General features: G+C 54.7%; 26 protein-coding genes and 1 pseudogene. 16 read left to right on the top strand and 11 right to left on the bottom strand.

Annotated features, from left to right (window positions below; translation table 11 throughout):
• Positions 1 to 86: 86 nt before the first annotated feature.
• Together ACTH5D_RS07735 and ACTH5D_RS07730 are read left to right on the top strand one after the other, a co-directional pair.
• Positions 87 to 1,577, top strand: coding sequence for a SulP family inorganic anion transporter (locus ACTH5D_RS07735; RefSeq protein WP_441669889.1), 1,491 nt, complete (start codon positions 87 to 89; stop codon positions 1,575 to 1,577).
• 18 nt (positions 1,578 to 1,595) lie between these two features.
• Positions 1,596 to 2,453 carry a universal stress protein gene (locus tag ACTH5D_RS07730; protein WP_441669887.1) on the top strand — a complete coding sequence of 286 codons (858 nt, stop codon included), beginning with the start codon at positions 1,596 to 1,598 and terminating at the stop codon, positions 2,451 to 2,453.
• A gap of 50 nt (positions 2,454 to 2,503) precedes the next feature.
• Here ACTH5D_RS07730 and ACTH5D_RS07725 read toward each other — a convergent pair whose 3' ends face one another.
• The 4 genes from ACTH5D_RS07725 to ACTH5D_RS07710 all read right to left on the bottom strand — a co-directional run bounded on the left by ACTH5D_RS07725 (position 2,504) and on the right by ACTH5D_RS07710 (position 6,055).
• The gene (locus ACTH5D_RS07725; protein ID WP_441669885.1) at positions 2,504 to 3,463 is read right to left on the bottom strand and encodes an arsenic resistance protein; all 960 of its coding nucleotides are present in this window, start codon (positions 3,461 to 3,463) and stop codon (positions 2,504 to 2,506) included.
• Positions 3,463 to 3,861, bottom strand: a complete 399-nt coding sequence (locus tag ACTH5D_RS07720) for a fluoride efflux transporter FluC (protein ID WP_441669883.1) — start codon at positions 3,859 to 3,861, stop codon at positions 3,463 to 3,465. The genes ACTH5D_RS07725 and ACTH5D_RS07720 overlap by 1 nt, the downstream gene beginning before the upstream one ends.
• Positions 3,858 to 4,250, bottom strand: a complete 393-nt coding sequence (gene crcB / locus ACTH5D_RS07715) for a fluoride efflux transporter CrcB (protein ID WP_441669881.1) — start codon at positions 4,248 to 4,250, stop codon at positions 3,858 to 3,860. The genes ACTH5D_RS07720 and crcB overlap by 4 nt, the downstream gene beginning before the upstream one ends.
• 113 nt (positions 4,251 to 4,363) lie before the next feature.
• Positions 4,364 to 6,055: a 2-isopropylmalate synthase gene (locus ACTH5D_RS07710; protein WP_441669879.1), complete on the bottom strand. Its 1,692-nt coding sequence runs from the start codon at positions 6,053 to 6,055 to the stop codon at positions 4,364 to 4,366.
• Positions 6,056 to 6,295: 240 nt separating this feature from the next.
• Between ACTH5D_RS07710 and ACTH5D_RS07705 the strand changes: the two genes are divergently transcribed.
• Both ACTH5D_RS07705 and ACTH5D_RS07700 read left to right on the top strand, forming a co-directional pair.
• Complete coding sequence (locus ACTH5D_RS07705; protein WP_441669877.1) at positions 6,296 to 6,784, top strand: Lrp/AsnC family transcriptional regulator; 489 nt, start codon at positions 6,296 to 6,298, stop codon at positions 6,782 to 6,784.
• Positions 6,785 to 6,863: 79 nt separating this feature from the next.
• A complete protein-coding gene (locus tag ACTH5D_RS07700) occupies positions 6,864 to 7,220 on the top strand; it encodes a RidA family protein (RefSeq protein ID WP_441669875.1) in 357 nt (118 codons plus the stop codon).
• Between the two features lie 33 nt (positions 7,221 to 7,253).
• Here the strand turns inward: ACTH5D_RS07700 and ACTH5D_RS07695 are convergent, their stop codons facing one another.
• The 3 genes and pseudogenes from ACTH5D_RS07695 to ACTH5D_RS07685 all read right to left on the bottom strand — a co-directional run bounded on the left by ACTH5D_RS07695 (position 7,254) and on the right by ACTH5D_RS07685 (position 10,477).
• Entirely contained in the window at positions 7,254 to 8,117 is an 864-nt protein-coding gene (locus ACTH5D_RS07695; RefSeq protein ID WP_441669873.1) for a MurR/RpiR family transcriptional regulator, read from the bottom strand.
• 37 nt (positions 8,118 to 8,154) lie between these two features.
• Positions 8,155 to 8,730, bottom strand: a pseudogene (locus ACTH5D_RS07690) (EAL domain-containing protein).
• Positions 8,731 to 9,121: 391 nt separating this feature from the next.
• Positions 9,122 to 10,477, bottom strand: a complete 1,356-nt coding sequence (locus ACTH5D_RS07685) for an aldehyde dehydrogenase family protein (RefSeq protein WP_441669871.1) — start codon at positions 10,475 to 10,477, stop codon at positions 9,122 to 9,124.
• Between the two features lie 159 nt (positions 10,478 to 10,636).
• On the opposite strand from ACTH5D_RS07685, the gene ACTH5D_RS07680 reads away from it, so the two are divergent.
• The 12 genes from ACTH5D_RS07680 to lpxL all read left to right on the top strand — a co-directional run bounded on the left by ACTH5D_RS07680 (position 10,637) and on the right by lpxL (position 21,228).
• Positions 10,637 to 11,785, top strand: coding sequence for a GNAT family N-acetyltransferase (locus ACTH5D_RS07680; protein WP_441669869.1), 1,149 nt, complete (start codon positions 10,637 to 10,639; stop codon positions 11,783 to 11,785).
• 76 nt (positions 11,786 to 11,861) lie between these two features.
• Positions 11,862 to 12,200 (top strand): cell division protein FtsB, encoded by a 339-nt coding sequence (gene ftsB, locus ACTH5D_RS07675; protein WP_441669867.1) that lies wholly within the window; start codon positions 11,862 to 11,864, stop codon positions 12,198 to 12,200.
• A complete protein-coding gene (ispD, locus tag ACTH5D_RS07670) occupies positions 12,197 to 12,919 on the top strand; it encodes a 2-C-methyl-D-erythritol 4-phosphate cytidylyltransferase (RefSeq protein ID WP_441669865.1) in 723 nt (240 codons plus the stop codon). The genes ftsB and ispD overlap by 4 nt, the downstream gene beginning before the upstream one ends.
• Complete coding sequence (gene ispF, locus ACTH5D_RS07665) at positions 12,919 to 13,407, top strand: 2-C-methyl-D-erythritol 2,4-cyclodiphosphate synthase (protein ID WP_441669863.1); 489 nt, start codon at positions 12,919 to 12,921, stop codon at positions 13,405 to 13,407. Before ispD ends, ispF begins: the two co-directional genes overlap by 1 nt.
• A complete protein-coding gene (gene truD, locus ACTH5D_RS07660; RefSeq protein ID WP_441669861.1) occupies positions 13,400 to 14,431 on the top strand; it encodes a tRNA pseudouridine(13) synthase TruD in 1,032 nt (343 codons plus the stop codon). The genes ispF and truD overlap by 8 nt, the downstream gene beginning before the upstream one ends.
• 49 nt (positions 14,432 to 14,480) lie before the next feature.
• Entirely contained in the window at positions 14,481 to 15,227 is a 747-nt protein-coding gene (surE, locus tag ACTH5D_RS07655; RefSeq protein ID WP_441669859.1) for a 5'/3'-nucleotidase SurE, read from the top strand.
• A complete protein-coding gene (locus ACTH5D_RS07650) occupies positions 15,214 to 15,891 on the top strand; it encodes a protein-L-isoaspartate(D-aspartate) O-methyltransferase (RefSeq protein WP_441669857.1) in 678 nt (225 codons plus the stop codon). The genes surE and ACTH5D_RS07650 overlap by 14 nt, the downstream gene beginning before the upstream one ends.
• Complete coding sequence (locus ACTH5D_RS07645) at positions 15,888 to 16,847, top strand: DUF368 domain-containing protein (protein ID WP_441669855.1); 960 nt, start codon at positions 15,888 to 15,890, stop codon at positions 16,845 to 16,847. Before ACTH5D_RS07650 ends, ACTH5D_RS07645 begins: the two co-directional genes overlap by 4 nt.
• Before the next feature lie 7 nt (positions 16,848 to 16,854).
• Complete coding sequence (locus tag ACTH5D_RS07640; protein ID WP_441669853.1) at positions 16,855 to 17,943, top strand: peptidoglycan DD-metalloendopeptidase family protein; 1,089 nt, start codon at positions 16,855 to 16,857, stop codon at positions 17,941 to 17,943.
• Positions 17,944 to 18,108: 165 nt separating this feature from the next.
• The gene (gene rpoS / locus ACTH5D_RS07635) at positions 18,109 to 19,083 is read left to right on the top strand and encodes an RNA polymerase sigma factor RpoS (RefSeq protein ID WP_441669851.1); all 975 of its coding nucleotides are present in this window, start codon (positions 18,109 to 18,111) and stop codon (positions 19,081 to 19,083) included.
• A 117-nt stretch (positions 19,084 to 19,200) separates the two neighbouring features.
• Positions 19,201 to 20,301 carry an alanine racemase gene (gene alr / locus ACTH5D_RS07630; protein WP_441669849.1) on the top strand — a complete coding sequence of 367 codons (1,101 nt, stop codon included), beginning with the start codon at positions 19,201 to 19,203 and terminating at the stop codon, positions 20,299 to 20,301.
• Between the two features lie 12 nt (positions 20,302 to 20,313).
• Positions 20,314 to 21,228, top strand: a complete 915-nt coding sequence (lpxL, locus tag ACTH5D_RS07625; RefSeq protein ID WP_441669847.1) for an LpxL/LpxP family Kdo(2)-lipid IV(A) lauroyl/palmitoleoyl acyltransferase — start codon at positions 20,314 to 20,316, stop codon at positions 21,226 to 21,228.
• A 60-nt stretch (positions 21,229 to 21,288) separates the two neighbouring features.
• Here the strand turns inward: lpxL and speD are convergent, their stop codons facing one another.
• The 4 genes from speD to ACTH5D_RS07605 all read right to left on the bottom strand — a co-directional run bounded on the left by speD (position 21,289) and on the right by ACTH5D_RS07605 (position 24,358).
• Positions 21,289 to 22,083, bottom strand: coding sequence for an adenosylmethionine decarboxylase (gene speD, locus ACTH5D_RS07620; RefSeq protein ID WP_096278497.1), 795 nt, complete (start codon positions 22,081 to 22,083; stop codon positions 21,289 to 21,291).
• Complete coding sequence (locus ACTH5D_RS07615; RefSeq protein ID WP_096278500.1) at positions 22,080 to 22,508, bottom strand: OsmC family protein; 429 nt, start codon at positions 22,506 to 22,508, stop codon at positions 22,080 to 22,082. Before ACTH5D_RS07615 ends, speD begins: the two co-directional genes overlap by 4 nt.
• A 123-nt stretch (positions 22,509 to 22,631) precedes the next feature.
• A complete protein-coding gene (murU, locus tag ACTH5D_RS07610; protein WP_441669844.1) occupies positions 22,632 to 23,315 on the bottom strand; it encodes an N-acetylmuramate alpha-1-phosphate uridylyltransferase MurU in 684 nt (227 codons plus the stop codon).
• A 35-nt stretch (positions 23,316 to 23,350) separates the two neighbouring features.
• Positions 23,351 to 24,358: an aminoglycoside phosphotransferase family protein gene (locus tag ACTH5D_RS07605; protein ID WP_441669925.1), complete on the bottom strand. Its 1,008-nt coding sequence runs from the start codon at positions 24,356 to 24,358 to the stop codon at positions 23,351 to 23,353.
• Positions 24,359 to 24,362: the final 4 nt, after the last annotated feature.

Genomic DNA, 24,362 nt, shown 5'->3' with positions numbered 1-24,362 from the left:
CCAGCGTGCGACGTTTGTTGTGCGCGTATTGCGGCGTCTTTTCGGCCAGCGGATCGGCTTATCTAGTATTTCAACGGTGGACTCACATGGCTCTTTTTCGTAAGCAAGAGTGGTTTTCCAATATCAAAGGCGACACGCTTTCGGGCATCGTGGTCGCTCTCGCGCTTATTCCTGAGGCAATTGCTTTCTCCATTATTGCCGGCGTGGATCCTAAAGTGGGTCTTTACGCTTCTTTCTGTATCGCGGTGGTGATTGCGTTTGCCGGCGGTCGGCCAGGGATGATTTCAGCGGCTACCGGCGCCATGGCGCTTTTAATGGTAACGCTGGTCAAAGAACATGGGCTTGAATATCTGCTGGCGGCAACGCTGCTAACCGGCGTGCTGCAAATTGTGGCAGGCTACCTAAAGCTTGCGGACCTAATGCGCTTTGTATCGCGCTCGGTGGTCACCGGGTTCGTCAACGCGCTGGCCATTCTCATTTTTATGGCGCAGCTGCCTGAGCTGACTAACGTGACGTGGCATGTATACGTCATGACTGCCGCGGGCTTGGGCATTATCTATCTGTTTCCTTACGTGCCGATGATCGGCAAAGCTATCCCGTCTCCGCTGGTATGTATTGTGGTACTTACCATCGTTTATATGCTGACTGGCATGGATATGCGCAGCGTTGGTGATATGGGTGAACTGCCGGATACCTTGCCCATATTCCTGTGGCCAGACGTGCCGCTAACGCTAGACACGCTGTGGATTATTTTACCTTACGCGCTAATGCTGAGCGTGGTGGGCTTATTGGAGTCGATGATGACCGCCACGATTGTCGATGATTTGACCGATACGCCAAGTAATAAAAATCGCGAATGTAAGGGGCAAGGGCTGGCCAATATTGGTGCCGGCTTGATGGGAGGAATGGCCGGCTGTGCGATGATTGGTCAGTCGGTGATTAACATTAAATCCGGCGGTCGGACTCGGCTGTCTACACTGATTGCTGGCGTTGTGCTGCTAATGATGGTGGTGTTTCTAGCCGACTGGGTCTCGCAAATTCCCATGGCCGCGTTAGTCGCGGTCATGATTATGGTCTCCATCGGAACCTTTAGCTGGGAATCGATTCGCGATCTTAGAAAGAATCCTATAAGCACCAATATCGTGATGCTGGCGACCGTTGCCGTAACGGTCAGTACGCACAATCTAGCCATCGGCGTATTTGTGGGCGTACTGCTGGCTGCGCTGTTCTTTGCTAATAAAGTGGGCAATATTCTGTATATCGGTTCCAAAGAAACGAAGGCCGACAGGTCGCGCGAATATCAGGTAGTGGGCCAGGTGTTCTTTGCCTCTTCAGAGCGATTTATAAATGCATTCGATCTCAAGGAAAGCATTGATAGCGTTACGATTGATCTTTCTAAAGCGCATTTTTGGGATGTGACTGCTGTGCAGGCGCTTGATCGGGTTGTCATTAAGTTTCGCCGAGAGGGCACAGACGTCGCGCTTGTTGGGTTGTCTGAAGCAAGTGCAACCGTCGTTGACCGCTATGCTATTCACAACGATCCGGTAGCCGTTGAGAAGCTAATGGGCGGCCACTAAGCCAACAGGGAGAACACAATGACTGATCAAGTAATGGCCGCCATTGACGGCTCGTCGTTTTCTGAGGGCGTTTGCGACTATGCCGTTTGGGTGAGCCAGGCGCTAGCATCGCCTTTGAACCTGCTACACGTAGTCGACAATCATTCCTCGGTGACAGGCAACAAGGATTTCTCAGGTAACTTACATCTTGGCGACCGTGAGAGATTGCTGGAAGAGCTTTCGGCGGTTGATGAGCAGCGCGCTAAAGTGAATCGTGAGCTGGGTCAACAAATGTTAGCGAGCGCCAAAGCGCGGGCCATTGAGGGTGGCGTGACGGAGCCCGTTACTCGGCAGCTTAACGGTACGCTAGTCGAAACTCTCGTCGGCCTGGAACAAGAGATGCGCCTACTCGTGATTGGTAAACGCGGCGCAGCGGGTCATCCTGCGAGCGGGCACTTAGGCGCTAATCTTGAGCAGGTGGTGCGTGAAATGCACCGGCCAATTCTGATGGTGCCTAAAACCTATCAGCGGCCCGAAAAGATATTGATGGCGTTTGACGGCAGCAAAACGGCTCGTAAGGGCATCGAGATGCTGGCGAAAAGTCCGCTATTTAACGGCATTACCTGCCATATTTTGATTGTTGGCGCAGGCACCGCAGAAAACCGCGCTCAGTTAACCTGGGCGCAGGCTACGCTGCGTGAAGCGGGGCATGAAGCGCAAGGGGCGATCCGCCCGGGCGAAGTGGATAAAACCCTGCAGGGCTATGAAAAAGAGCACGGCATTGATCTGCTCGTCATGGGCGCCTACGGCCATTCACGTATTCGAAATTTGTTGATAGGCAGCACCACAACGGCCATGCTGCGCGGCAGCCGCATTCCCATTTTAATACTGCGTTAAAGCATTCTTTTTAAGCCGGCTTCGTATGCGTGGGCCGGTTTTTTTGCCCGCTATTTGGGGGCCGGCAAAAGTTTACTAGGCACCCAGCGTAGGTAGGCCACCATGCCAAACAGTTCTACCAACGATTGAAATACAATGACCACGACCGCGGCCTGCCAAGCATTCGGCAGCGACAGCGCGATAGGTAACATGACAAAAGAGTTGCGCGTACCGAAGCTAAAGGCCAGCGTTCTGGCGCTCGCGAGTGGCAGTCTAAACAGGCGGCCAAGCCCTTTACCCAACAGTGCCGCAAAGATTAAAAAGCCTATAAAAATAAACACAACCTGCAATAGCACTGAGCTTAGCCCAATCACCGTATTAATCTGCGAGGCCGCGATAATAAATACCACGAGCGCCAGGAGCGGCACCGGCAGCAGCCCAAGATGTTGAACGGCACGTTTGGCGCTAGGGTGGCGGTGGGCGATATGCTCGGTTAGCCAGGCTAGCGCTAACGGTAGGAGGATAAGACCGAAAAAGGCACTGAGCAGCGGTTTAGAAAGTGCTAGCTGGAACCACTCACGGCCTAAAAAAAGCCACAGATACGCAGGCAATGCGATCATTTGCACCAGCAGCAACAGCGGCGTGGCGACAACCGCTTGGGCGGTATTGCCCTTGCCTAAATGTGTGAAGGTAATAAACCAATCGGTGCAGGGCACCAGTAGCACCAGCAGCACACCCGCCATCACGGCGGGGAAGAGCGGAATCCACATAACGATAAGGGCTAAAAAAGCGGGAATAGCAACAAAATTACCGATCATCAGCGCTGCCATAAAGCGCTTGTCTTTAACGCTGCTGGCAATGTGCAGCAGCGGGACTTGCGTGAAGGTGGCGTAAAGCAGTGTTCCCAGCAAGGGCCACAGCCATGGTTCAAGGGGCCCGACATTGTTCGGCGCGGCGATGCCAAGCGCTAACCCTAAGCCAATAAATAACAGATATAGCCAGGACTGGTGCTTTTCCATCGTGTCGCGCATTACGAACGGCGCCCTTGTGGTGCCATGCGCTCGCCCAGTAGCGCTGCCCCGAGCCAAAGCGGAACGCTCACCGCTACATAAAGCAAGGCCAACGTGACATGGTGTGTTTGGATAAGATGAAGGGTTTCCAAACTGAACAGTGAAAAAGTTGTAAATCCGCCGCAAAAACCCGCAATAAGAAAAGGTTGCCAGCGTGCAATACGCCCATGTGAATGCCGAGAGGCGGTCGCTGCCAGCCAGCCGATTAACCAAGAGCCCGCCGCATTAACCACCAGTGTACCCAGCGGAAAGTAACTGCCCAATGTGGCCAGCGCGCTGAGTGAGACAGCATAGCGCAACGCACAGCCAATGCCACAGCCTAGCCCAACCGCTAAATAGCGCATCAGCATGGCATTCATAGGCTGCTTCCGGCTAGCTGCCAGCCGACGTACACGCCAACTAGCCCCAGTAGCACTGTAGCCGCAATATTAACGGCGGCATGAGCTGAGTCGCCGCGCTGCCAAAGCTCAAGCGTTTGCAGGCTAAAAGCGGATACCGTGGTGTAACCGCCCAGCACGCCGACCACTAAGACCAGCCATAGCGAGTTGTCGGCTGCAGCGTCCGGCAAGCCAAGCGTGCCGAGTAGCCAGCCAGCGGCGATTGAGCCACTTAGATTGACGGCCAGTGTGCCCCATGGAAAAGCGCTGCCTAAATGCTTAGCAAGAAAGCTGGAAATAGCAAACCGCCCCATGCCGCCAATGGCTCCGCCCAGTGCCACCAGCAGTATGTTTACGATTGCCTGCCCCATACCGCCTCCTTAGCCACCTACGTTGTTAGGTGGCTAAGTTTAGCATGCGCATCCCGCTATATATGCAACGGCTGATATAGAGCGTGGTGCTAACGCCTGCAGGTGAAAAATAACTAAGCCAATTCACGCTCAGTTTTATGGGAGGCGGCCGCATTGGCTGGATTAGTCGCTAGATTGATACCTGAAATCAGTGCTTTCAGCGAAGCGCTGACCGTATCGCTATCTTCGGCAACGGCGCAGACACGCTGACCATCGATATTCAGCTGTACAAAGGCAATGGCGTTAGCCTCACTGCTGGCACCCAACGAGTGTTCGCTGTAATCGAGAATACTCACGCTACTGCCTGAGTGGATTTGCCATGCATCGGTGAAGGCCGACATGGCACCATTGCCTTTGCCAGAAAGGCGTAGCGGCTTTTCACCCTCGCGCAGCGTGACTTCAATGCCTTCTTGCTGGCCTTTAGAAAGGCGATAATCGCCCAGCGAGAGTGGTGCTTCCTGGGTGAATTGATCGAACATTACTTGGCGAATCATGGCGCTTGATAGCTCACTGGCGCGCTGTTCACTTTCCTGCTGCACATAGGGAGCCAAGGCCAACATCATCCAGCGGGGCAGATTAATGCCATAATCGCGCTCAAGCAGGAACGCCATGCCGCCTTTACCTGACTGGCTGTTGACGCGAATGACCGCCTGATAATCGCGGCCAATGTCGTGAGGGTCGATGGGCAGATAGGCCACTTGCCACGGCTCGTCGGGTTTTTGGTGCTTTAGGGATTTGCGAATCGCATCCTGATGACTGCCTGAAAAGGCGGTGTAAACCATCTCACCCACCCAGGGGTGGCGTGGGTGTATCGCAATGCCCGTACACTCGTTGACTACCTGAATGATTTCATCAGGGTTAGATAAGTCAAGCTCAGGGTCAATGCCCTGGCTGTAAAGGTTCATCGCCAGCGTGACGATATCCATGTTGCCCGTGCGCTCGCCGTTACCCAACAGCGTGCCTTCTACACGTTCAGCACCGGCTAGTAGGGCGAGCTCGGCGGAGGCCGCTGCACCGCCGCGATCATTGTGGGTGTGTACAGAAACGATCACGCTGTCGCGACGACTGATGTTCTGGCAGAAATACTCAATTTGATCGGCATGGTGATGAGGGCCCGCCACTTCCACCGTGGTGGGAAGGTTGAGAATGCACTTGTTATCAGGCGTTGGCTGCCATACATCCATTACCGCTTCGCAGATCTCCAGTGAGAAATCGATCTCAGTGCTGGAGAAGCTTTCCGGGGTATATTCAAAACACCACTGAATATCAGGGTAGCGATCGGCATAGGTTTTAACCCACGTAGCTCCCTGAACGGCGATATCGACAATGCCTGCGCGATCCATTTCAAATACGCGTTCGCGCTGAATAGTCGAGGTCGAGTTATACAGGTGAACAATGGCGCGTTTTGCGCCCACCAGTGAAGCAAACGTCTTTTCAATTAAGTGTTCGCGACACTGCACCAGTACCGCAATGGTGACATCGTCAGGAATCTGGTCTTCATCGATCAGCCAGCGCACGAAGTCGTAGTCGGGCTGGCTAGCCGAAGGAAAACCTACCATGACCTCTTTGATGCCTACTTTTACGATCTGGTGCCAGAGGCGCTGCTTTTGCTCAACGGTCATCGGTTCAAGCAACGCCTGGTTGCCGTCGCGTAGATCTTCACTCACCCAAATCGGCGCATGGTCAAGATCACGATCTGGCCATTGGCGATTGAAGGCGGGAACGCGGGGGGCAGGGCGATATTTGCGATGATCGAAAGCAGACATAGTGATCTTCCTGAAAGTAACCGTTAAATGGATATCGGCTGCGGGTAACGTAAGCCGTTGTTCATCAGTGCTAAGCATCACGGGGGTACTGAAAAGCCGCACTGACGTCGTGACTGCTTTTGGCAGCATACACAGTGTAAATGATCTGCGGCGATAGTTTGTTGCGAAGATGTGTGCGTAGAGAGGATAATTGGCAACTTATATCTTTAAACAATGCTTATTTGGCAGGAGATGCTGGTTATGGCCGTGACGCCGCTTGCTCTGGATCGTTTTGACCGACATATATTAAATATTGTTCAGCAGGAAGGGCGTATCAGTAATCAGGAATTAGCCGATCGTATCGGACTTTCGCCCTCGCCCTGTTTACGCCGGGTACGTGCGTTGGAAGAAAACGGTTTGATACGCCAGTATCGCGCAGAAGTTGACGCGCGTCAGCTTGGCTACCAGCTAATGGCGCTCTTACATATTTCCATGGACCAACACACGCCTGAACGCTTTGATAACTTCGAGCGCCACATCCGTGAGGTTCCTAACGTCGTTGAGTGCTTGATCATTACCGGCCAAGCCGCGGACTTTCAGCTCAAGTTATTAGTGCGCGATATGGACGATTATCAGCACCTGCTGTTGCACGTGATTAACCGTATTGAGGGCGTGACGGGCGCGCATACCAGCTTTGTGCTGCGGCGTGTCTTTGAGCACCGGCCGGTGCCGACGGACCATCTTGGGTAAGGCGCCATGGTCAATGGCAAGCTCGTCAGTTTAAACTACTTTTTTGACTGCTTTTTTCAACCTGCTAGGAGTTTTCACTATGACTATTCAGCGTCACGATACGAAAGCCCGCATGAGCCGTGCTGTTATTCACCAGGGTGTTGCCTATCTGTGTGGCCAAGTATGTGGCCCCGAGGTTCGCAACGGCGATATTACGGCCCAAACAGAAAGCATGCTGGCGCGTGTAGACGCACTGTTGAAAGAGATTAAGAGCAGTCGTGAGCAACTGCTGAGCGCCACCATTTATCTAAAAGAGGGTAGTGACTTTGCCGCCATGAACGACGTGTGGGATGCCTGGGTGCCAGAGGGTTACGCACCGGCCCGCACTTGCGTGTGCGCACCGATGCCGGCCGATGAACTGAAAGTTGAAATTACCGTTACCGTCGCTGTGAGCTGATAACGCTTAGCGGCTAACGGCCACCGCTCACTGTTATTTGGCCGCTTTTTCGATTGGAAAGCGGGTGTCTCGCAGGCTGTCTTTGATTTTTTTGAGATGCGGCAAAAAGTCTTCCCCACGCCTTAACGTCACGCCGGTGGCTAGTGCGTCAATCAGCGTTAATTGAATAACCCGCGAGGTCATCGGCATGTAATGGTCGGTGTCCTCTGGGGTAGCGACGTCCAGTGTGGCCGTACATTCTTGACCCAGCGGCGATTTGGGGGCCGTAATGCCAAGAACGACTGCCCCTGCTGCGCGGGCCAGGCGAGCAATGTCGACCAGTTCCCGAGTGCGTCCGGTGTAGGAAATAATCACCACCACGTCACCGGTATGGCAGGCAGCAGCCACCATGCGCTGCATAAGCACGTCGATGTAGGCCATTACCGGCAGGTTAAAGCGGAAGAACTTGTGCTGCGCATCTTGGGCAACCGCGCCAGAAGCACCTAACCCAAAAAAATGAATTTGCTTAGCCTGGGTGAGGTAGTCAACCATGCGCTCTACGGCGGTGATGTCGATCTCGCGCTGGGCTTCATCGAGCGCTGCAATCGTGGCGCCGAAAATCTTATGCGTGTACTGGGTCGCAGAGTCGCCGGGTTCTACTGCACGGGTGACATAAGGTGTACCGCCCGCAAGGCTCTGGGCGAGCTTGATTTTGAAATCGGGATAGCCTTTGGCACCAAAATTGCGACAAAAACGATTAACCGTAGGCTCACTGACGCTGGCTGACTGAGCTAAGCTTGCGATGCTAAGGCTGGTCGCTAGCGTAGGATCTTCAAGAATGACATTCGCGACTTTGCGCTCCGAGCGGTTGAGTTCTTCCAGTCGTTCGCGTAGGCGGTCCAGCAAGTCATGAGCCATAAACGGTCTCCGGGTCAGTAGTGGAAAAAGGCGGCTTCTATTCGTAACACCAGGTGACAAATTCTTCAGTAGGCAGCGGGCGGGCGTAAAAGTAACCCTGTGCGGCTTCACAGCCCATGGTGCGTAAATATGCCGTTTCAATGCCTTCTGCTACTACGTCGCAGCCCACGCTGTGGGCAAGCTGTGTGATGGTGCGCGCTAATTGGCGGTCCTTCTCACTGGTGGCCAAATCCATTACAAAGGCGCGATCAATTTTTAACGTCGAGAAGGGCAAGGTCTTAATGTAGGCCAGCTATGAATAGCCTGTGCCAAAGTCGTCGATAGCAACAGCAATATTAACCTCTGAGAGTTTCGAAAGCTGCACTTTGGCGTTGTGTATGTCATTCATTAAGCCTAATTCGGTCAATTCCTGCGCGATAAAGCGTTCGGGAATAGCGTGCTTGGCCAGCTGCGCTAGCAAGCATTCGGTAAAATCTTTACGCGCCAGCTGCCTAGCCGCCACATTGACCGCAATATGAAAATCATCGCTTAAAAGTTCGCGTGCCCGCCAGGCCACTATGTACTGCATGGTTTCTTCAAGCACCCACTCGCCAATCGCGAGGATAATGGCCACAAATAATAGCCCCGTATCGCCCCTCCCATTGATGCTTCTCTGAGTCGCTGAGTTAGGGCGCGGCGATTAGGGAGCTGAGTAGTAGGGGCGGTAAGCGATTGGCGGTCGAGCTCTTTGGTGCGATTTAAACCATTGGCGCTCTTTATTGACTAACGAGACCAGCGCGATAGGAACGTAAAACAGGTCGCGGGCTAGTTGTGTCATGCGCTCAAACACCTGGTCTTTAGGCGTGTCGAGTACATGAAGAGCATGCAAAGCCGCCAAACGCTGTGTTTCATTATGAGGGGGTGGCGGGGGCTTGCATGATGATTCCGCGGCAGTGAATGAGTAAAAATACCACAAGGTCGCTATATCAATAGCCTATTACCTTGTGGTCATTAACAAATAAGCTCTAGCCTAGCCCAATGAGTTTCATGAGCCAGCGCCGGTACGGTGGATAGAGCATGTGACTAGGCGTGCGTTTAGCTTGATAAAATACGCCGCGTAAATGACTAAAGCGCTCAAAGCCGTGACGGCCATGATAAGCGCCCATACCACTTTCGCCTACGCCGCCAAACGGCAGGGAAGGCACCGCGTGATGAAGGAGCGTTGCGTTAAACACCAGGGCGCCGGAATGAGTGGTGCGCAATAGCTGCTGTTGCAAGCCCTTATCGTGTGTGAATGCATACAGCGCCAGCGGGTGTGGCCCAGCATTGACGTAGCGTATTGCCGCGGCCATATCGCTAACGCCAATGACTGGTAGGCAGCGGCCAAAAATTTCTTCGCGCATGACCTGCAGTTCTTGGTGAGGATCAATAATCAGTGCAGGTGCATGGGCGCCATGATCAATGATCCTGCAGCCGTGGTCGCGGGCTTCATGCAGCATATGGTCGAGGCGGTCTTGGTGCGTCGCATTGATCGCATGCGTGATGGCATGATCATTAGGACGCTGCTGCACAATCGCATTGCTTAACGCCGTCACCAAGGCGCTAAGGTGGCGGCTTTCAACCAGCACGTAATCAGGGGCGATACAGGTTTGCCCAGCATTCATGCCTTTGCCGAAGATAATCGCTCCGGCGGCTTGGTCCAGATCCACATCGCCGGCCACAATCGCCGGCGATTTACCGCCTAGCTCCAGCGTCGTTGGGGTTAAATTTCGCGCGGCTGCTTGGGCTACCTGGCGCCCAACGGCGCTGGAGCCGGTAAACACCAGGTGGTCAAACGGCAGTTCGCTAAAGCGACGCGCCATCTCGACGCCGCCTTCTACCACGCACAACTCTTCGGGTGTGAAGTATTGCGGGACTAAGCGCTTGAGCAGAGCGCTGGTGCTGGCAGTGTGCTCGCTGGGCTTGAGCATAGCGACGTTGCCAGCGGCAAACGCGTCCACGATGGGCATTAACGCCAAGCTCCAAGGATAGTTCCAGGGCGACATCACGCCAATCACGCCCAGCGGCTGAGGTGCAATACGTGCGCGAGCGGGTAGCAGCCGCCATGGCATACTTGCCATGCCAGGTCGCATCCAGCGCCATAAGTGGCGCCTGGCATAGCGAATCGCATGCAGCACCGCGCTGATTTCAGCCATGCGTATTTCAACGTCACTGCGTTGGCCGAAATCCGTCTGAACCGCCCGTATAATGTCTAGCTGATGATGCTTAGTCATACGGGCTAAGCGCGCTAGCCGGTCACGCCGAACCTTAAGTGTCGGGTAGGGTAGTTGGTCCGCAGCTTGGCGCTGTGTTTGAAAACCTCCCGTTAGATCGCGCGTCATGGCCCCTCCTTGTGCGCCGCTTTCGGCGTGGGGTGATTAAACCGTTCATATAAAGCGTCTATTTAAACAGTTAGTGTAAAGTGGCACTGGCAAGGGCTTGCAGAGTGGACTGTGCGCTAGCCCTTTGCGCTTGCAAGCCCTGCACTCAACGGAGATGCTATGTCGTCACGTCCGCTTTCGCTCACCATTCTACCCACTATGGCGGCCGTAACGGCAAGCCAGTGGGATTCATTGGTAGATGACGATCAGCCATTTTTGCGCCACGCTTTTTTGCATGCTTTAGAGGCCAGTGGCTCCGTCAGCATGGCGACTGGTTGGGAGCCTTGCCATCTGAGTGTCTGGCAAGATAATCAGCTAGTTGCGGCGATGCCGATGTACCGTAAACATCATTCCAACGGTGAGTATGTATTTGATTGGGGCTGGGCGGAAGCCTTAGAGCGCGCCGGTGGCCGCTACTATCCTAAAGCACTCAGTGCCGTGCCGTTCACGCCAGTGCCGGGGGTGCGCACGCTGATCGCAAAGCGGGTCGATGCCGGAGCCGTGCGTGATTGTTTAGCGCAGGCGTGGCGTGAGCAGTGCGAGAGTCAGGCGCTTTCCAGCTGGCATTTGTTATTTGCCAACGAGGCTGACGTCGCTGCCTGGCAGGTGCAGTGTCCTGATCTCATCACCCGTGAAGGCGTGCAGTTTCAATGGCGTGACCGCGGCTTTGGTGACTTTGATGGCTTTCTTGCGACGCTAACCTCTAAGCGGCGCAAGATGATCAAGCGTGAGCGCCGCCTGGTCGCAGACCAGGGCTTAAGCGTGGCACGGCTAGAGGGTGATGCCATTACGTCAGCGGCGATGGCGTATTTCTTTCGCTGCTATACGATGACTTACCATGAGCGTGGACGCGCGCCGTATCTCAACCATGATTTTTTTGAGCGCCTGCGCCAAACCATGCCGGAGGCGTTGGTATTAGTTCAGGCGCACAGTGAGGGGCGCCCGGTCGCGGCGGCGCTTTATTTTCGTGGCACCGATTCGCTCTACGGGCGCTACTGGGGAAGCGAGGTCGTCGCTGACTGCCTGCATTTTGAAGCCTGTTATTACCAGGGCATCGAGTACTGTTTGCAGCATGGCCTGACGCTGTTTGATCCCGGCACGCAGGGTGAGCACAAATTGGTGCGCGGCTTTACACCGCAGCGAGTGGCCTCACTGCATTACATCAGCCACCCTGGGCTTGCCGCCGGCGTTGGGCAGTTTTGCCACGAAGAGAGTGAGCACGTGCGCGCCTATCGCGAGTCGGCTCATGATGCGCTCCCCTTTAAATAAACGACGGCTCGCTGGTGCTGCGCCTTAATGGCATAATGCGTTTTTAAATTTAGCGGACCGACACGGGAGAGCAGCGATGCATAAATGGCTAGTGATGGCGCTGCTCGCGGTGATCGCACTGCTTCAGTATGAGCTATGGCTGGGCAACGGCGGCTGGCGAGATTTGCAGATTGTTGAACACCGAGTAGCGGTACAGGAAGCGACCAATCTGCCTATGCGTGAGCGCAATGCGCGGCTTGCGGCTGAGGTGATGGATTTGAAAACCGGCCTGGATGCGATCGAAGAGCGGGCGCGCAGCGATATGGGAATGGTGCGTACCGACGAGCAGTTTTTCTGGGTGCCCGGTGTGGCGATCAAAAATGAGCTGATCGGCATTAACGCTGGCTTAATCGCTCCGCAAGAGCCGCCGCCGTGAGTCAGACGTGGCTGATAGTGCCTGCCGCGGGCCAGGGGCGCCGCATGGGCGCCAGTAAACCCAAACAGTATTTAACCATGTCTGACCAGCCGATACTGGCACATACGCTAAAGCGCCTACATGGCGCGTTTCCAAGCGCTCGGCTGGCGCTGTGCCTGGGTAATGACGACCGTTGGTTTACCCCTGACTGGGTGCCGTTTGCCGATTGGCAGCGTGTGCCGGGTGGCAGTGAGCGGATGGACAGCGTATTGAATGCACTGCATGCCATCGACGCTCAGGATGACGATATCGTGATGGTGCATGACGTGGCGCGGCCCTGCATCACGCACGTTGACTTACTGGCACTTTATCGCGCCGCGGTCAATCATCCCGGTGGTGCGCTGCTAGCGATGCCCGTTGCCGACACTATGAAGCGTGGTAATGATCAAGGCCGGAGCGTACGTACGGAGTCTCGCGATGGGCTGTGGCATGCGCTCACGCCTCAAGGGTTTCGCTATGCCTTGCTGCTTCGTGCCTTGGAAACGGCTCGCTGCCACAACACGGTAGTGACCGATGAAGCCTCGGCGGTTGAAGCGCTGGGTGAAAATCCTCAATTAGTCAGCGGCCGACGCGATAATTTGAAAATAACGCATCCAGATGATTTAGCCCTGGCTACCGCGATCCTTGCGTCCCAGGCGCTTGCCTCCCAAATCGATGAAACGTCAGAAAGGTGCCTGTAATGCGTATTGGCCATGGATTTGATGTACACCGCTTCGGCCCCGGCGACCACTTAATGATAGGCGGCGTCCAACTGCCGTTTGAGCAGGGTTTTGTTGCCCACTCTGATGGTGACGTGTTGCTACACGCCATTAGCGATGCACTGCTAGGCGCGTGCGCACTGGGTGATATTGGTCGCCACTTTCCAGATACCGATCCCGCCTGGGCGGGGGCTGATAGTCGTGACCTGCTGCGTCATGTGGTGAGCCTTGTAAGAGGGCAGGGCTACGACGTGGTTAACCTTGATGCCACGCTGATGGCGCAGACGCCCAAAATGGCGCCGCATATCGAAGCCATGCGCGCCGTTATCGCTAACGATATTAATATTGCGCTTGGCCAGGTTAACGTTAAAGCCACCACCACCGAACGGCTGGGCTTTACCGGGCGCGGCGAAGGCATCGCTGCGGAAGCCGTGGTGCTGCTAAACCGAATAGAGATGCTTAATGATTAATATGCCGACATGGCAGCGCTATCTTGATGCTCAGTTCGGCCCTCCACAGCCAGGTCAGTACCGCGCTCAGCCAGAAGATTTCTGGGTGGATGAGCAGCTTGATTTTATTCCAGAAGCCCATGGCGAGCATCTTTGGCTGAGAGTAGAAAAGCGTAATCAAACGACATTAGATGTCGTCAATACGCTGAGCCGGCTGTGCGGCGTTACGCCCCGCGATATTGGTTATTCCGGTATGAAAGACCGCATCGCTGTGACGCGACAGTGGCTAAGCGTGCATCTGCCAGGTCGCGATGCGCCGGCGGGTTTGGAGCAATCGCTTAATTCGCTGGGCGTTACGGTCGTCGAGCAGGTGCGCCACCCGCGTAAACTCAAACGTGGCGTTCACCGCACGAATAGATTCGTGCTACGGATCAGCGGTGAGGCGATTTATCAGGAGGGCTTTATTTGCCGCTGGGGAACGCTTTGCCAGCATGGCGTGCCCAACTATTTCGGCCCCCAGCGTTTTGGTCCCGATGGGCGCAACCTTCAGCGTGCCGAAGCATTACTTAACCGGGGTTGGCGAAAGCGCGACGACCGGCAGGGTATGATGCTGTCTACCGCGCGCAGCTTCTTATTTAATGAGCTGCTCAGTGAACGCTTGGCGGATGGTACCTGGTGTCAGCCCCTTGCCGGCGACACCCTAATGCTGGACGGTACGCAAAGCGTGTTTAGCATTGATCAAGCCGATGACGCGCTGAGCGCCCGTGCCGCCGCGTTAGATGTTCACCCCACTGGGATTTTGTGGGGCGTTGGCGAGCCGAGTCAGGGCGAGATCGCCGGCTACGAGTCACGGCTGTTGCAACAATATCCGGCGCTGTGTGAAGGCTTGGAGCGCAGTGGCGTAAAGCAAGCTCGCCGTGCGCTGCGTATGCGTTTATTAGAGCCGCAGCTTACATGGGAAGCCGAGGCCGTTCGGCTTTCCTTTGCCTTGCCGCGGGGGAGTTTCGCTACCGCCGTCCTGAGTGAACTGATCGCGGTCAGCTGACGGGGATGACTGAACAACGGCCATTGCCGGTATATCGAGGAGAGCTACAATGCGGCGACTGCTGCTTTCAAATGATGATGGTGTCCATGCCCCCGGTCTGCGTGCGTTGCATGATGTGCTGTTGGCTCACGCTAATATTCGCGTAGTGGCGCCTGATCGCGACCGAAGTGGCGCCAGTAATTCGCTTACGCTGTCGCGGCCGCTCTCATTGACGGCGCTGGATAATGGCTTTTATAGCGTTGATGGCACCCCCGCAGACTGTGTTTATTTAGGTGTTCACGGCGTATGGGAACAAAAGCCTGATTTAGTGATTGCAGGGATTAATCACGGTAGTAATCTTGGCGACGACGTGCTTTATTCAGGAACGGTCGCGGCCGCCATGGAAGGGCGTAACCTGGGTATGACGGCGGTTGCGATATCGCTATGCGGCGAACGTCATTTCGCCACGGCCGCAAGAGTCGCCTCCACGCTGATAGGCGCGGCGGAGCAGCTTTCGCTGCCACCTCGTACGCTACTCAACGTTAATGTGCCCGACATACCCTGGGAAGATATTAAAGGCGTGAAGGTGACGCGCCTTGGGTATCGCGGGCCGACAGATAAGCCGTTAGAAGTAAAGGATCCGCGTGGGCGGACGCGTTACTGGATCGCACCCGTGGCGGCGAATGCGGATGACGGTGAAGATACCGACTTTGCCGCAATCGAGGCGGGCTATGTGTCGATTACGCCGCTGCAAACCGATCTTACGCGTCATCCAGCGTTAAACGATGTTCAAAATTGGTTGAATGTTTTTGCCTAACTTATTGCCCGATGAGCTGCGCGGTCGTGGAATGACCTCCCAGCGTACGCGTGACCGCATGGTTGAGCGCCTTATGCAGCAGGGGATCAATGATGCCCGAGTGCTGGATGTGATGGCGAATGAACCGCGTCATTTGTTTGTTGATGAGGCGCTGGCTCACCGCGCTTATGAAGACACTGCCCTGCCCATTGGTTACGGGCAAACGTTGTCGCAGCCATGGATTGTGGCGCGCATGACGGAGCTTGTGCTGCGTGCAGCGCCGCGTCGCGTGTTGGAACTGGGCACTGGCTCTGGCTACCAAACATTAATACTATCGCGCTTAGTGGAGCAGCTGTATTCCATCGAGCGTATTAATGCACTGCATGAACGTGCCGTGGAGCGTTTGCGTCGGCTAGCGGCACCGGCAACATTGGCGGTTGCCGACGGTGGTTACGGCTGGCCAGAGGTCGCGCCATTTGACGTTATTTTGCTCACCGCCTGCGCACAAACGTTGCCCGCTTCATTGTTAGAGCAGTTGACTCACGACGGCGTGCTGATTGCGCCGTTGGAAGAACCCGATGGCAGCCAATGGCTTACCCAGGTAAAGCGAATTGGTGGTGCCTTTGAAAAACGTCGGCTTGAACCCGTTCGTTTTGTACCTTTACTGCAAGGAGTAGTGGATTGAAGCGGCGACCCTTGGGGATATTTTTGCGTGGTGCTGGAATGGGCGCTGCCGATGCGGTTCCCGGCGTATCGGGAGGCACGATTGCATTTATTAGCGGAATTTATGAAGAGCTGATTGAAACGATTAAGCGGTTTAGCCCAAGCGCTATTGGCGTATGGCGGCGAGGGGGCTGGCGAGCCCTGAGTATGCATTTAAATCTGGCCTTTCTAGTGCCGCTATTAGCCGGCGTTGGGATCAGCCTGTTTAGCGTCGCACATTTAGCGTTATGGTTGATGGAAGCGTATCCGCTGTTATTAGACGGCTTCTTTTTTGGCTTAGTGGCGGCCTCGGCATTAGTGGTGGGGCAAGCGAGCAGCGGCTGGAAGCTATGGTACGTATTGCCACTATTGGTTGGCCTATTGTTGGCCCAAGCGTTGCCAGGCATGATGCCGCTGGTCTTGCTGATTGGCAATGAGGTAGTGGTGGTGATGGTCGCAGGCAGTATCGCCATCTGCGCTATGCTGTTGCCGGGCGTGTCAGGCAGCTTTCTATTGCTGTCAATGGGACTCTACGGCACCATCATGGGGGCGATACGTAGCCTGGATCTCGGTATTATTGTGCTGTTTGGAATGGGATGTGTGGTCGGGCTGGCGCTTTTTTCGCGGCTGTTATCATGGCTTCTGCAGCGCCATCACACCTCAACCATGCAACTGCTACTGGGCTTTATCGTCGGCTCGTTACCGGTGCTCTGGCCATGGCGTGAACTGCTGCGCTATCAAATAGGTCCCGAAGGACAAATGATCCCTCTTGAACACCGCTATTTATTACCCGCTGACTATGCCGTATTGACCGGTGCCTCGGCACAAGTAGTTGGCGTTGTCGCGCTAATGGCTTTTGGTGCACTGATCGTGGTGTTACTCAATCGCCATGCAGACCGCCAGCCAATCGATAACAAGCCTGGCGCTGAAAAGGAGTAAGACCTACATGCGTAAAGATTATATACATAAAGTGCTTATGCTATCGGCGCTGACCCTGGCCATTGCCGGTTGCGCTAGCCAGCAGGGCGGCTCGCCTCAAGTCCGTGATTTGAGCGACGCGCGTAATGCAGTAGAAAGTTCGCCTCAATACACGGTGAAAGCGGGCGATACGCTGTACGGCATTGCATGGCAGCATAATTTAGACTATCGCCAGCTGGCGGCGATGAATAATATCGCCGCGCCCTACCAAATCCGCCCAGGGCAAACAATTGCTCTGCGTGAAGGGGCGTCAACATCCGTGGCCAGCAGCCAGCCAGCGGCGACGCCCTCAAGTGATGGTGGTGCTGTAGCGACCGGCTTGAGCTCTCAGACTGCCTCCGTCGCTCGCGATGACCAGGAGCTGGATTGGCTGCTGCCCGATGAGTCTGCGATTCAGCGCAATCAGCGACTGACCGCTGAGCGCAATGCCGTAGACGCGGCAGAGCAAGTCGCTGAAGGATCGACAGGCACCTCGCCAACAGTTGCCTCTACACCTGAGCCGGAAGTCGTCGCCGCTGTTGCTGAGCCGGAGTCATCACCTGCACCCGCTGAACAGCCGGCACCTCAACCTGAGGCTAAGCCAGAGCCCAAGCCAGAGCCAGAGCCAGAGCCCAAGCCAGAAGCTGCGCCGGCCACGCAAACAGCGAGTGTCGATCGTTCCTCACGGACCTATACGCCTGCCGAAAACATCGCGTGGCAATGGCCCACGAATGGCAATGTGGTAGGAGAGTTTGGGCAGGGTGATAGCATCACCGCCGGGATTGATATCCGAGGCGAAAAGGGGCAACCTGTCAAAGCAGCGGGTCCCGGCATTGTGGTTTATGCGGGCAGTGGCGTCAGGGGCTACGGTAACCTCATTCTTCTCAAGCATAACGATCAGTTCCTAAGCGCCTATGCACATAACGATAGCCTACGCGTCAGCGAAAACGATGTAGTGGAAGCTGGTGAGGTGATCGCCGCCATGGGGGATAGCGACGCCGAAAATGTCAGGCTGCATTTCGAAGTGCGCCGTGATGGGCAGCCGCAAAATCCTTTGGAGTTTTTGCCTTCCCGCTAACCCTCTCGCGGGCAACGTGAGACACAAGTGTTTTGCTTGAAAGTTACCCGAATGACTGTATTCGAGCGTCATATAACAATCGTCACATAACTATATAGTGAGCGCATTCGTGCGTTCACCTTTGGTCTTCTAAATGGCGGATAGGCGACATCAGGGGGTAGGGCCATGAGTATGTTGGAGAAAGATCTACAGGAGGTTGACCTGGATGCTGTGGAAGAAGCGCTTGACGATGCCGATAATGAGATTACGGTAGAAGAAGATGCTTTTGAAAAAGCGTTAGGGCGTGAGGATCGTCAATCGACCCAAAGCTTGGATGCTACGCAAATCTATCTCAACGAAATTGGTTTTTCGCCATTATTGGCGCCTGAAGAAGAAGTTTATTACGGCCGCTTAGCGCGTAAGGGTGACCCGATGGGGCGCTCGCGAATGATTGAGTCCAATCTGCGGCTGGTGGTCAAAATCGCACGTCGCTATCTCAATCGTGGCCTAACGTTGCTGGATCTGATTGAAGAGGGCAACTTAGGCTTGATTCGCGCGGTAGAAAAGTTTGACCCTGAGCGCGGCTTTCGGTTTTCGACCTATGCCACCTGGTGGATTCGTCAAACCATCGAGCGTGCGCTGATGAACCAGACGCGCACGATTCGCTTGCCGATTCATGTCGTCAAAGAGCTGAATATTTACCTGCGGGCGGCGCGTGAGTTAACGCAGAAATTTGACCATGAAGCCACTGCGGAAGAAATCGCCGACCATCTTGATAAGCCTGTCGAGGCGGTGAAGAAAATGCTCGGCCTTAATGAGCGCGTGTCATCGGTTGATTACCCAATGGGTGGCGAAAGCGATAAACCTCTTATTGATACGTTGGCTGATGATGAGGTGCAAGGCCCGGAAGCCTGCCTGGTTGACGGCGATGTTAAAGAGCATGTCGATCTTTGGCTGGATGAGCTTAGCGAAAAGCAGCGTGAAGTGGTCGTGCGTCGCTTTGGGCTGCGCGGTCATGAGTCGGCAACCCTTGAAGAGGTAGGGGCTGAAATTGGCCTAACCCGCGAACGTGTTCGTCAGATTCAAGTCGAGGCGCTTAAGAAGCTGCGCCGTTCGCTAGAAAAGCAGGGTCTTTCTCTGGAAGCTTTGTTCGAGACATAAGCAAGCTAACCACAGTTTAGTAACGTTATTTCGCTAAGCCGGGCAAGTGCCATTAGGTGCTTGCTCGGCTTTTTAATGCTAATTTTTTACAATGAAATCACGTCAGTGAGAAAATACATGCGCCCACTCGTCGCTGAGATTGATCTGGATGCGTTACGCCATAACTATCAGCTGGCATGTCGCTGTGCGCCTCAAAGCCGCTCAGTAGCGGTTATTAAAGCCGATGCCTACGGTCATGGCGCATTAACGTGCGCCCGTGCGCTGGAGAGCCTTGCGCCTGCATTTGCGGTCGCCTGCATAGAAGAAGCCTTGGCGCTGCGCGAAGGCGGTATTACGCAGCCGATCGTCCTACTTGAAGGAATATTCACTGCCGATGAGCTGCCCCTGGTGGACGCCCATGGCTTTTGGATTGCTGTTCACAGCCAATGGCAAGTCGATGCGCTGCTAGCCGCTCGCCCCGATCAGCCAATTTCTGTGTGGGTGAAAGTTGACTCAGGTATGCACCGTTTGGGCTTTGCGCCCGATGAGGCCGCAGATGTTTGGCGTCAACTTAAGGCCGCGCCTAGCGTAGCGGCGCTGCATTTGATGAGCCATTTCGCCAGCGCGGATGCTGTTGATAATCGCTATTTCAATCAACAGATGGGGCAACTGCAGGCGCTGGCCAGTGCGCTGGATGCGCCACTGTGTTTAGCTAACTCACCGGCGACGTTGGCGTGGCCGGTTGCGCATGGTGACTGGAATCGCCCCGGCGTGATGCTTTACGGCAGCGATCCCTTAGAAGTCGCCAATGAGGTCACCCAGCAGCTGCAGCCGGTAATGACCCTGCGTTCAAAAATCATTGCCCTGCGGGAGCTTGAAGAGGGTGAGCCGGTAGGCTATGGCGGTAGATGGCGGGCGCAGCGGCGCTCGCGAATTGCCGTTGTCGCCTGCGGCTATGGCGATGGCTATGACCGCCATGCGGTAGACGGTACGCCGGTGCTGGTGAACGGCCAGCGCTGCCCCATTGCTGGCAAAGTCTCTATGGATATGCTCACCGTTGATGTCACCGACGTTCCAGATGTGTCGATTGGCAGTGACGTGGTGCTGTGGGGGCTAGCCCAAAATGGTGAAGTGCTGCGGGTTGATGAAATTGCCCGCTATTGCGATACGATTAGCTATACGCTGCTAACGGGCGTGCTGCCCCGGGTACCGCGGCGTTATTATGAGCGTTCTGTTTAAACGGTTATTTTTATGTCCAAAACACATTATCCGCGCTCTTTCGCGCACCCCTATTACTGGCCTACCTGGTTTTCCATCGGCGCCATGTACCTTGTCGCCTGGCTTCCATGGCGGCTGAAAATGGCCATTGGCAAAGCGCTTGGGCTTATCGCATGGCGGGCCGCTAAGCGGCGCAGGCATATTACCCGTACCAATATCAAACTGTGTTTTCCCGAAAAGAGTGCTGACGAGCAGCACCAGTTGGTTAAAGACACGTTTATCGCGAACGGTGTTGGTCTGATTGAAACGGCGACCGGCTGGTGTCGTGAGGCAGAAGGCTTGCGGCACCGCGTGGCTTATATCGGACAAGAGCATCTTGCGCGGGCAAAAGCGCAAGGGAAAGGCGTGCTGGTCATCGGGATTCATTTCTCGACGCTGGATTTAGGCGGTGCCTTACACTCGCTATTTTTCCCCGCCGACGTGGTGTATCGGCCGCATAATAACCCACTTTTTGAGCGCTTTATGACGCGTGCCCGCTCGCGTATTTTTGGGCAGGCGATTGATCGTCATGACCTGCGAGGCGTGGTAAGGCGTATTAGGGCTGGGCACATTGTATGGTATTCGCCCGACCAGGATTTTGGTCGTGATGTCAGCGTATTTGCGCCATTATTTGGGCAGCAGGCATCGACCATTCGTCTTACCGCTAAAATTGCGCGCATGACCGGTGCGCCCGTGGTGCCGCTGATGTTTCACCGTAATCCGGATAATCGGACCTATACTATTGAGTGCCTGCCCGCCTTTGATGGTTTCCCTAGCGGCGATGAGCAAGCAGATGCAGCAAGGGTTAATCAGTTTATCGAGCTTGCTATCCGCAAGCATCCGGAGCAGTACCTCTGGTTGCATCGGCGGTTTAAGACGCGCCCTGAGGGCGAACCCAGCCTGTATTAATCAGCAAGTAACGCGAAAAAAAACCGGCGAAAGCCGGTTTTTGACGTTTGGTCGCCACGTTTAATCCAGATTGCGGGAGTAAAAGATTTCCAGCATTTCTTTACGCAGGCGGCTCTCAATATCACGCGCTTCTTCAAACGTGATATCGCGGCGGGAGGTGCCGAACAGGTAGTTATCCAGCTCAAAGTCTTTGAGCAGCATTTTGGTATGGAACATATTTTCTTGATACACGTTAACGTCCATCATTTGATACGCATGCTTAGTGTCTTCAGCAAGGTAGTCTTGGATGGAAGTAATCGCATGGTCAATGAACAATTTTTTGCCATCTACGTCGCGCGTAAAGCCACGTACACGGTAGTCCATAGTAACAATATCTGAATCAAAGCTATGGATTAGGTAGTTAAGCGCCTTTAGCGGGCTGATATGGCCACAGGTGGAAACATCGATATCTAAGCGAAAGGTGCTGATGCCGTTGTCAGGATGCGACTCCGGGTAGCTGTGAACCGTGACGTGGCTCTTATCCAGATGGCCGACCACTGTTTCTGGGAGCGGACCAGGGCCGGGCTTGATCTGATCCGGAGCGGCTTCATCTAGCTCATGCTCGGCAATCAGAATCGTCACGCTAGCGCCGTGAGGCTCATAGTCTTGACGGGCAATATTCAGCACGTGAGCGCCGATAATATTGGTGACATCCTTGAGAATCTGCGTCAAACGTTCAGCATTATAAAGCTCATCGATATAGTCGATGTACGCCTCTCGCTGCTCTTCAGTTTTGGCATAGCAGATGTCATAAATGTTGAAGCTCAGCGAGCTGGTCAGGTTGTTAAACCCGTGGAGTCGGAGACTGTCTGTCATGCCCGAACCTCCTCAATAATCTCAAAAGAGTGAGTGATGTCGACGCCGCCATTGCTCAACATGATCGACGCGCTGCAGTATTTTTCAGCGGAGAGCCCAACAGCACGCTCAACTTGTTTCTCTTTCAGGCCGCGCCCGGTCACCACAAAATGCACGTGGATCTTGGTAAATACAGCGGGCACGTCATCCGCGCGTTCAGCGTCAAGTTCCGCTACGCAGTCAGTGACATCAGCACGTGCCTTATCAAGAATATTAAGGACATCAAAAGCAGTGCAGCTGCCCATACCCATCAGTAACATTTCCATGGGGCGAGGGCCGGTGTCGCGGCCGCCGTGATCCGGCGGGCCATCGATCACAACGCTATGGCCACTGCCGGATTCCGCCACAAATTGTCGCCCGTCGGTCCATTTTACCCGTGCTTTCACGTGGCTCTCCTCATCTAGGCGCGAAAGGTAAGTCGCGCAGCATAACATTTCTTGGCTCGCGCGCCTCTCTTCACTGTTTCTCTGAATCATTGTCTTCGCGACTATCGTTTAACGATAGTCGCTTCACGACGTTGGGGTATGGCGACTAGCAGCGTGTAACTGATTGTCCAGCGCTGCAAGTCGCTGCGGTGTTCCTACATCGACCCAATGGCCTGTGTAATGCTCACCGCTCACGTGGCTGTCATTGATAGCTGTTTTAAGCAGCGGTGCCAAAGCAAAGGCGCCCGGTGCATAACCGGCCAGTAGCGCTGGATGAATCACGCTAATGCCGGCGAAGGTTAAGCGCGGTGTGCTGGTTTGATTGACGCGTCCGGCCGAAAGCGCAAAATCTCCATCAACATGATGAGCAGGATTGTCGACGAGCACTAGGTGTGCCAGGTCGTCGCCCTTTAGCGCTTGCGGACTAGGAAGTGCTTCGCACCATACATCGCCATTGATCAGTAGGAACGGGGTCTCACCAAGCAGCGGCAGAGCCTGCTGGATACCTCCACCGGTTTCCAAGGGCGACGTTTCGCGGCTCCAATGAATGCGAAGTCCATAAGTGTCACCATCGCCCAGTGCCTCAATGATTTGCTCGGCACGATAGCTCACATTTATAACAACGTCTTGAATGCCAGCACTACGAAGCCGTTCAAGATGATGGACAATTAGCGGTTTGCCTGCGACCGGCAGCAGCGGCTTGGGGCAGTGATCGGTCAATGGACGCATCCGCTTACCGAGCCCTGCGGCTAAAATCATCGCTTTCATGTGGCTTTTTTCATCTGTATTCGTATCCATGGCTATTAATGAGCTTCTGCTAGCCGCTGAATAATCGCAGGGCGTAAAGTGGCATTGACCCAGTGAGCAAAGGCCACCTGTTCGGGCAGGGCTAAAAGGCTATCTTCAAGATGATCCAGAAAGTGAGGTAGGCGCTCAAGGTAGCCACTTTTTTGATCGCGTAGCGTTAACCGGCAGAAAATGCCCAGTACTTTCAATGAGCGCTGTGCAGCCATCGCGTGGCACTGGGTCAAAAACAAGTCCGAGCCTACGCAGCTTGAAAGCCTGCCGTCATGACGCGCTTGGTGATAAAATTCATCAACGAAGCTTGCAAACTGCTCGCCCGTGAAGCGGCAATAGCGCCCTCTAAGAAGAGAAATAAGATCGTAGCTGAGCGGGCCAGCCACAGCGTCCTGAAAATCGATCATATAAAGACGCTGCTGGTGTACCATCAGGTTCATCGCGTCAAAATCACGGTGTACGCTTACCACTGGCTGCGCCAGGGCATGCTGTATAAGCTGCTCACGCACTGCCTGCCAGCTTTCTGGCGGTGGTACCGCTAGCCAGGTGCTGAGACACCATTGCGGAAACAAATCGAGCTCGCGGGCGAGTAGCGCCGTATCATAGGCGGGTAATAACGCTGAGTTAGCGCGGTTTTGCAGCTCGGCGATGAGCGTCAGGGCCTGTGAATGATAAGCCTGTGTCGTCGCATTGTCGGTAAACACGTCTTGTAGCGGCGTATTGCCCAAGTCGTCTAGCAGCAGAAAACCCTCGGCTAGATTAGCCGCGTGTACTTGGGGCACCGGCAGCCCGGCGCTATGCCAGCGCTTAGCAATGCTGACAAAAGGCTGCGAGTCTTCTTGCTCAGGAGGGGCATCCATAAGCACTTGGGTGCTGCCGTCGGGTAGCGTTAGGCGAAAATAGCGCCTAAAACTCGCATCTCCTACGGCAGAAGAGAGAGAAATATCGGCCTCAGAAAGGCCGTTTTGTTGGGCAGCCCACGTGGTGAGGGCGTTAATCCGATATGAGGACATGCAA

This window comes from Halomonas sp., from assembly GCF_052095695.1.
Classification (GTDB): Bacteria; Pseudomonadota; Gammaproteobacteria; order Pseudomonadales; family Halomonadaceae; genus Vreelandella.
This window is presented reverse-complemented; position numbering and strand designations above follow the sequence as displayed.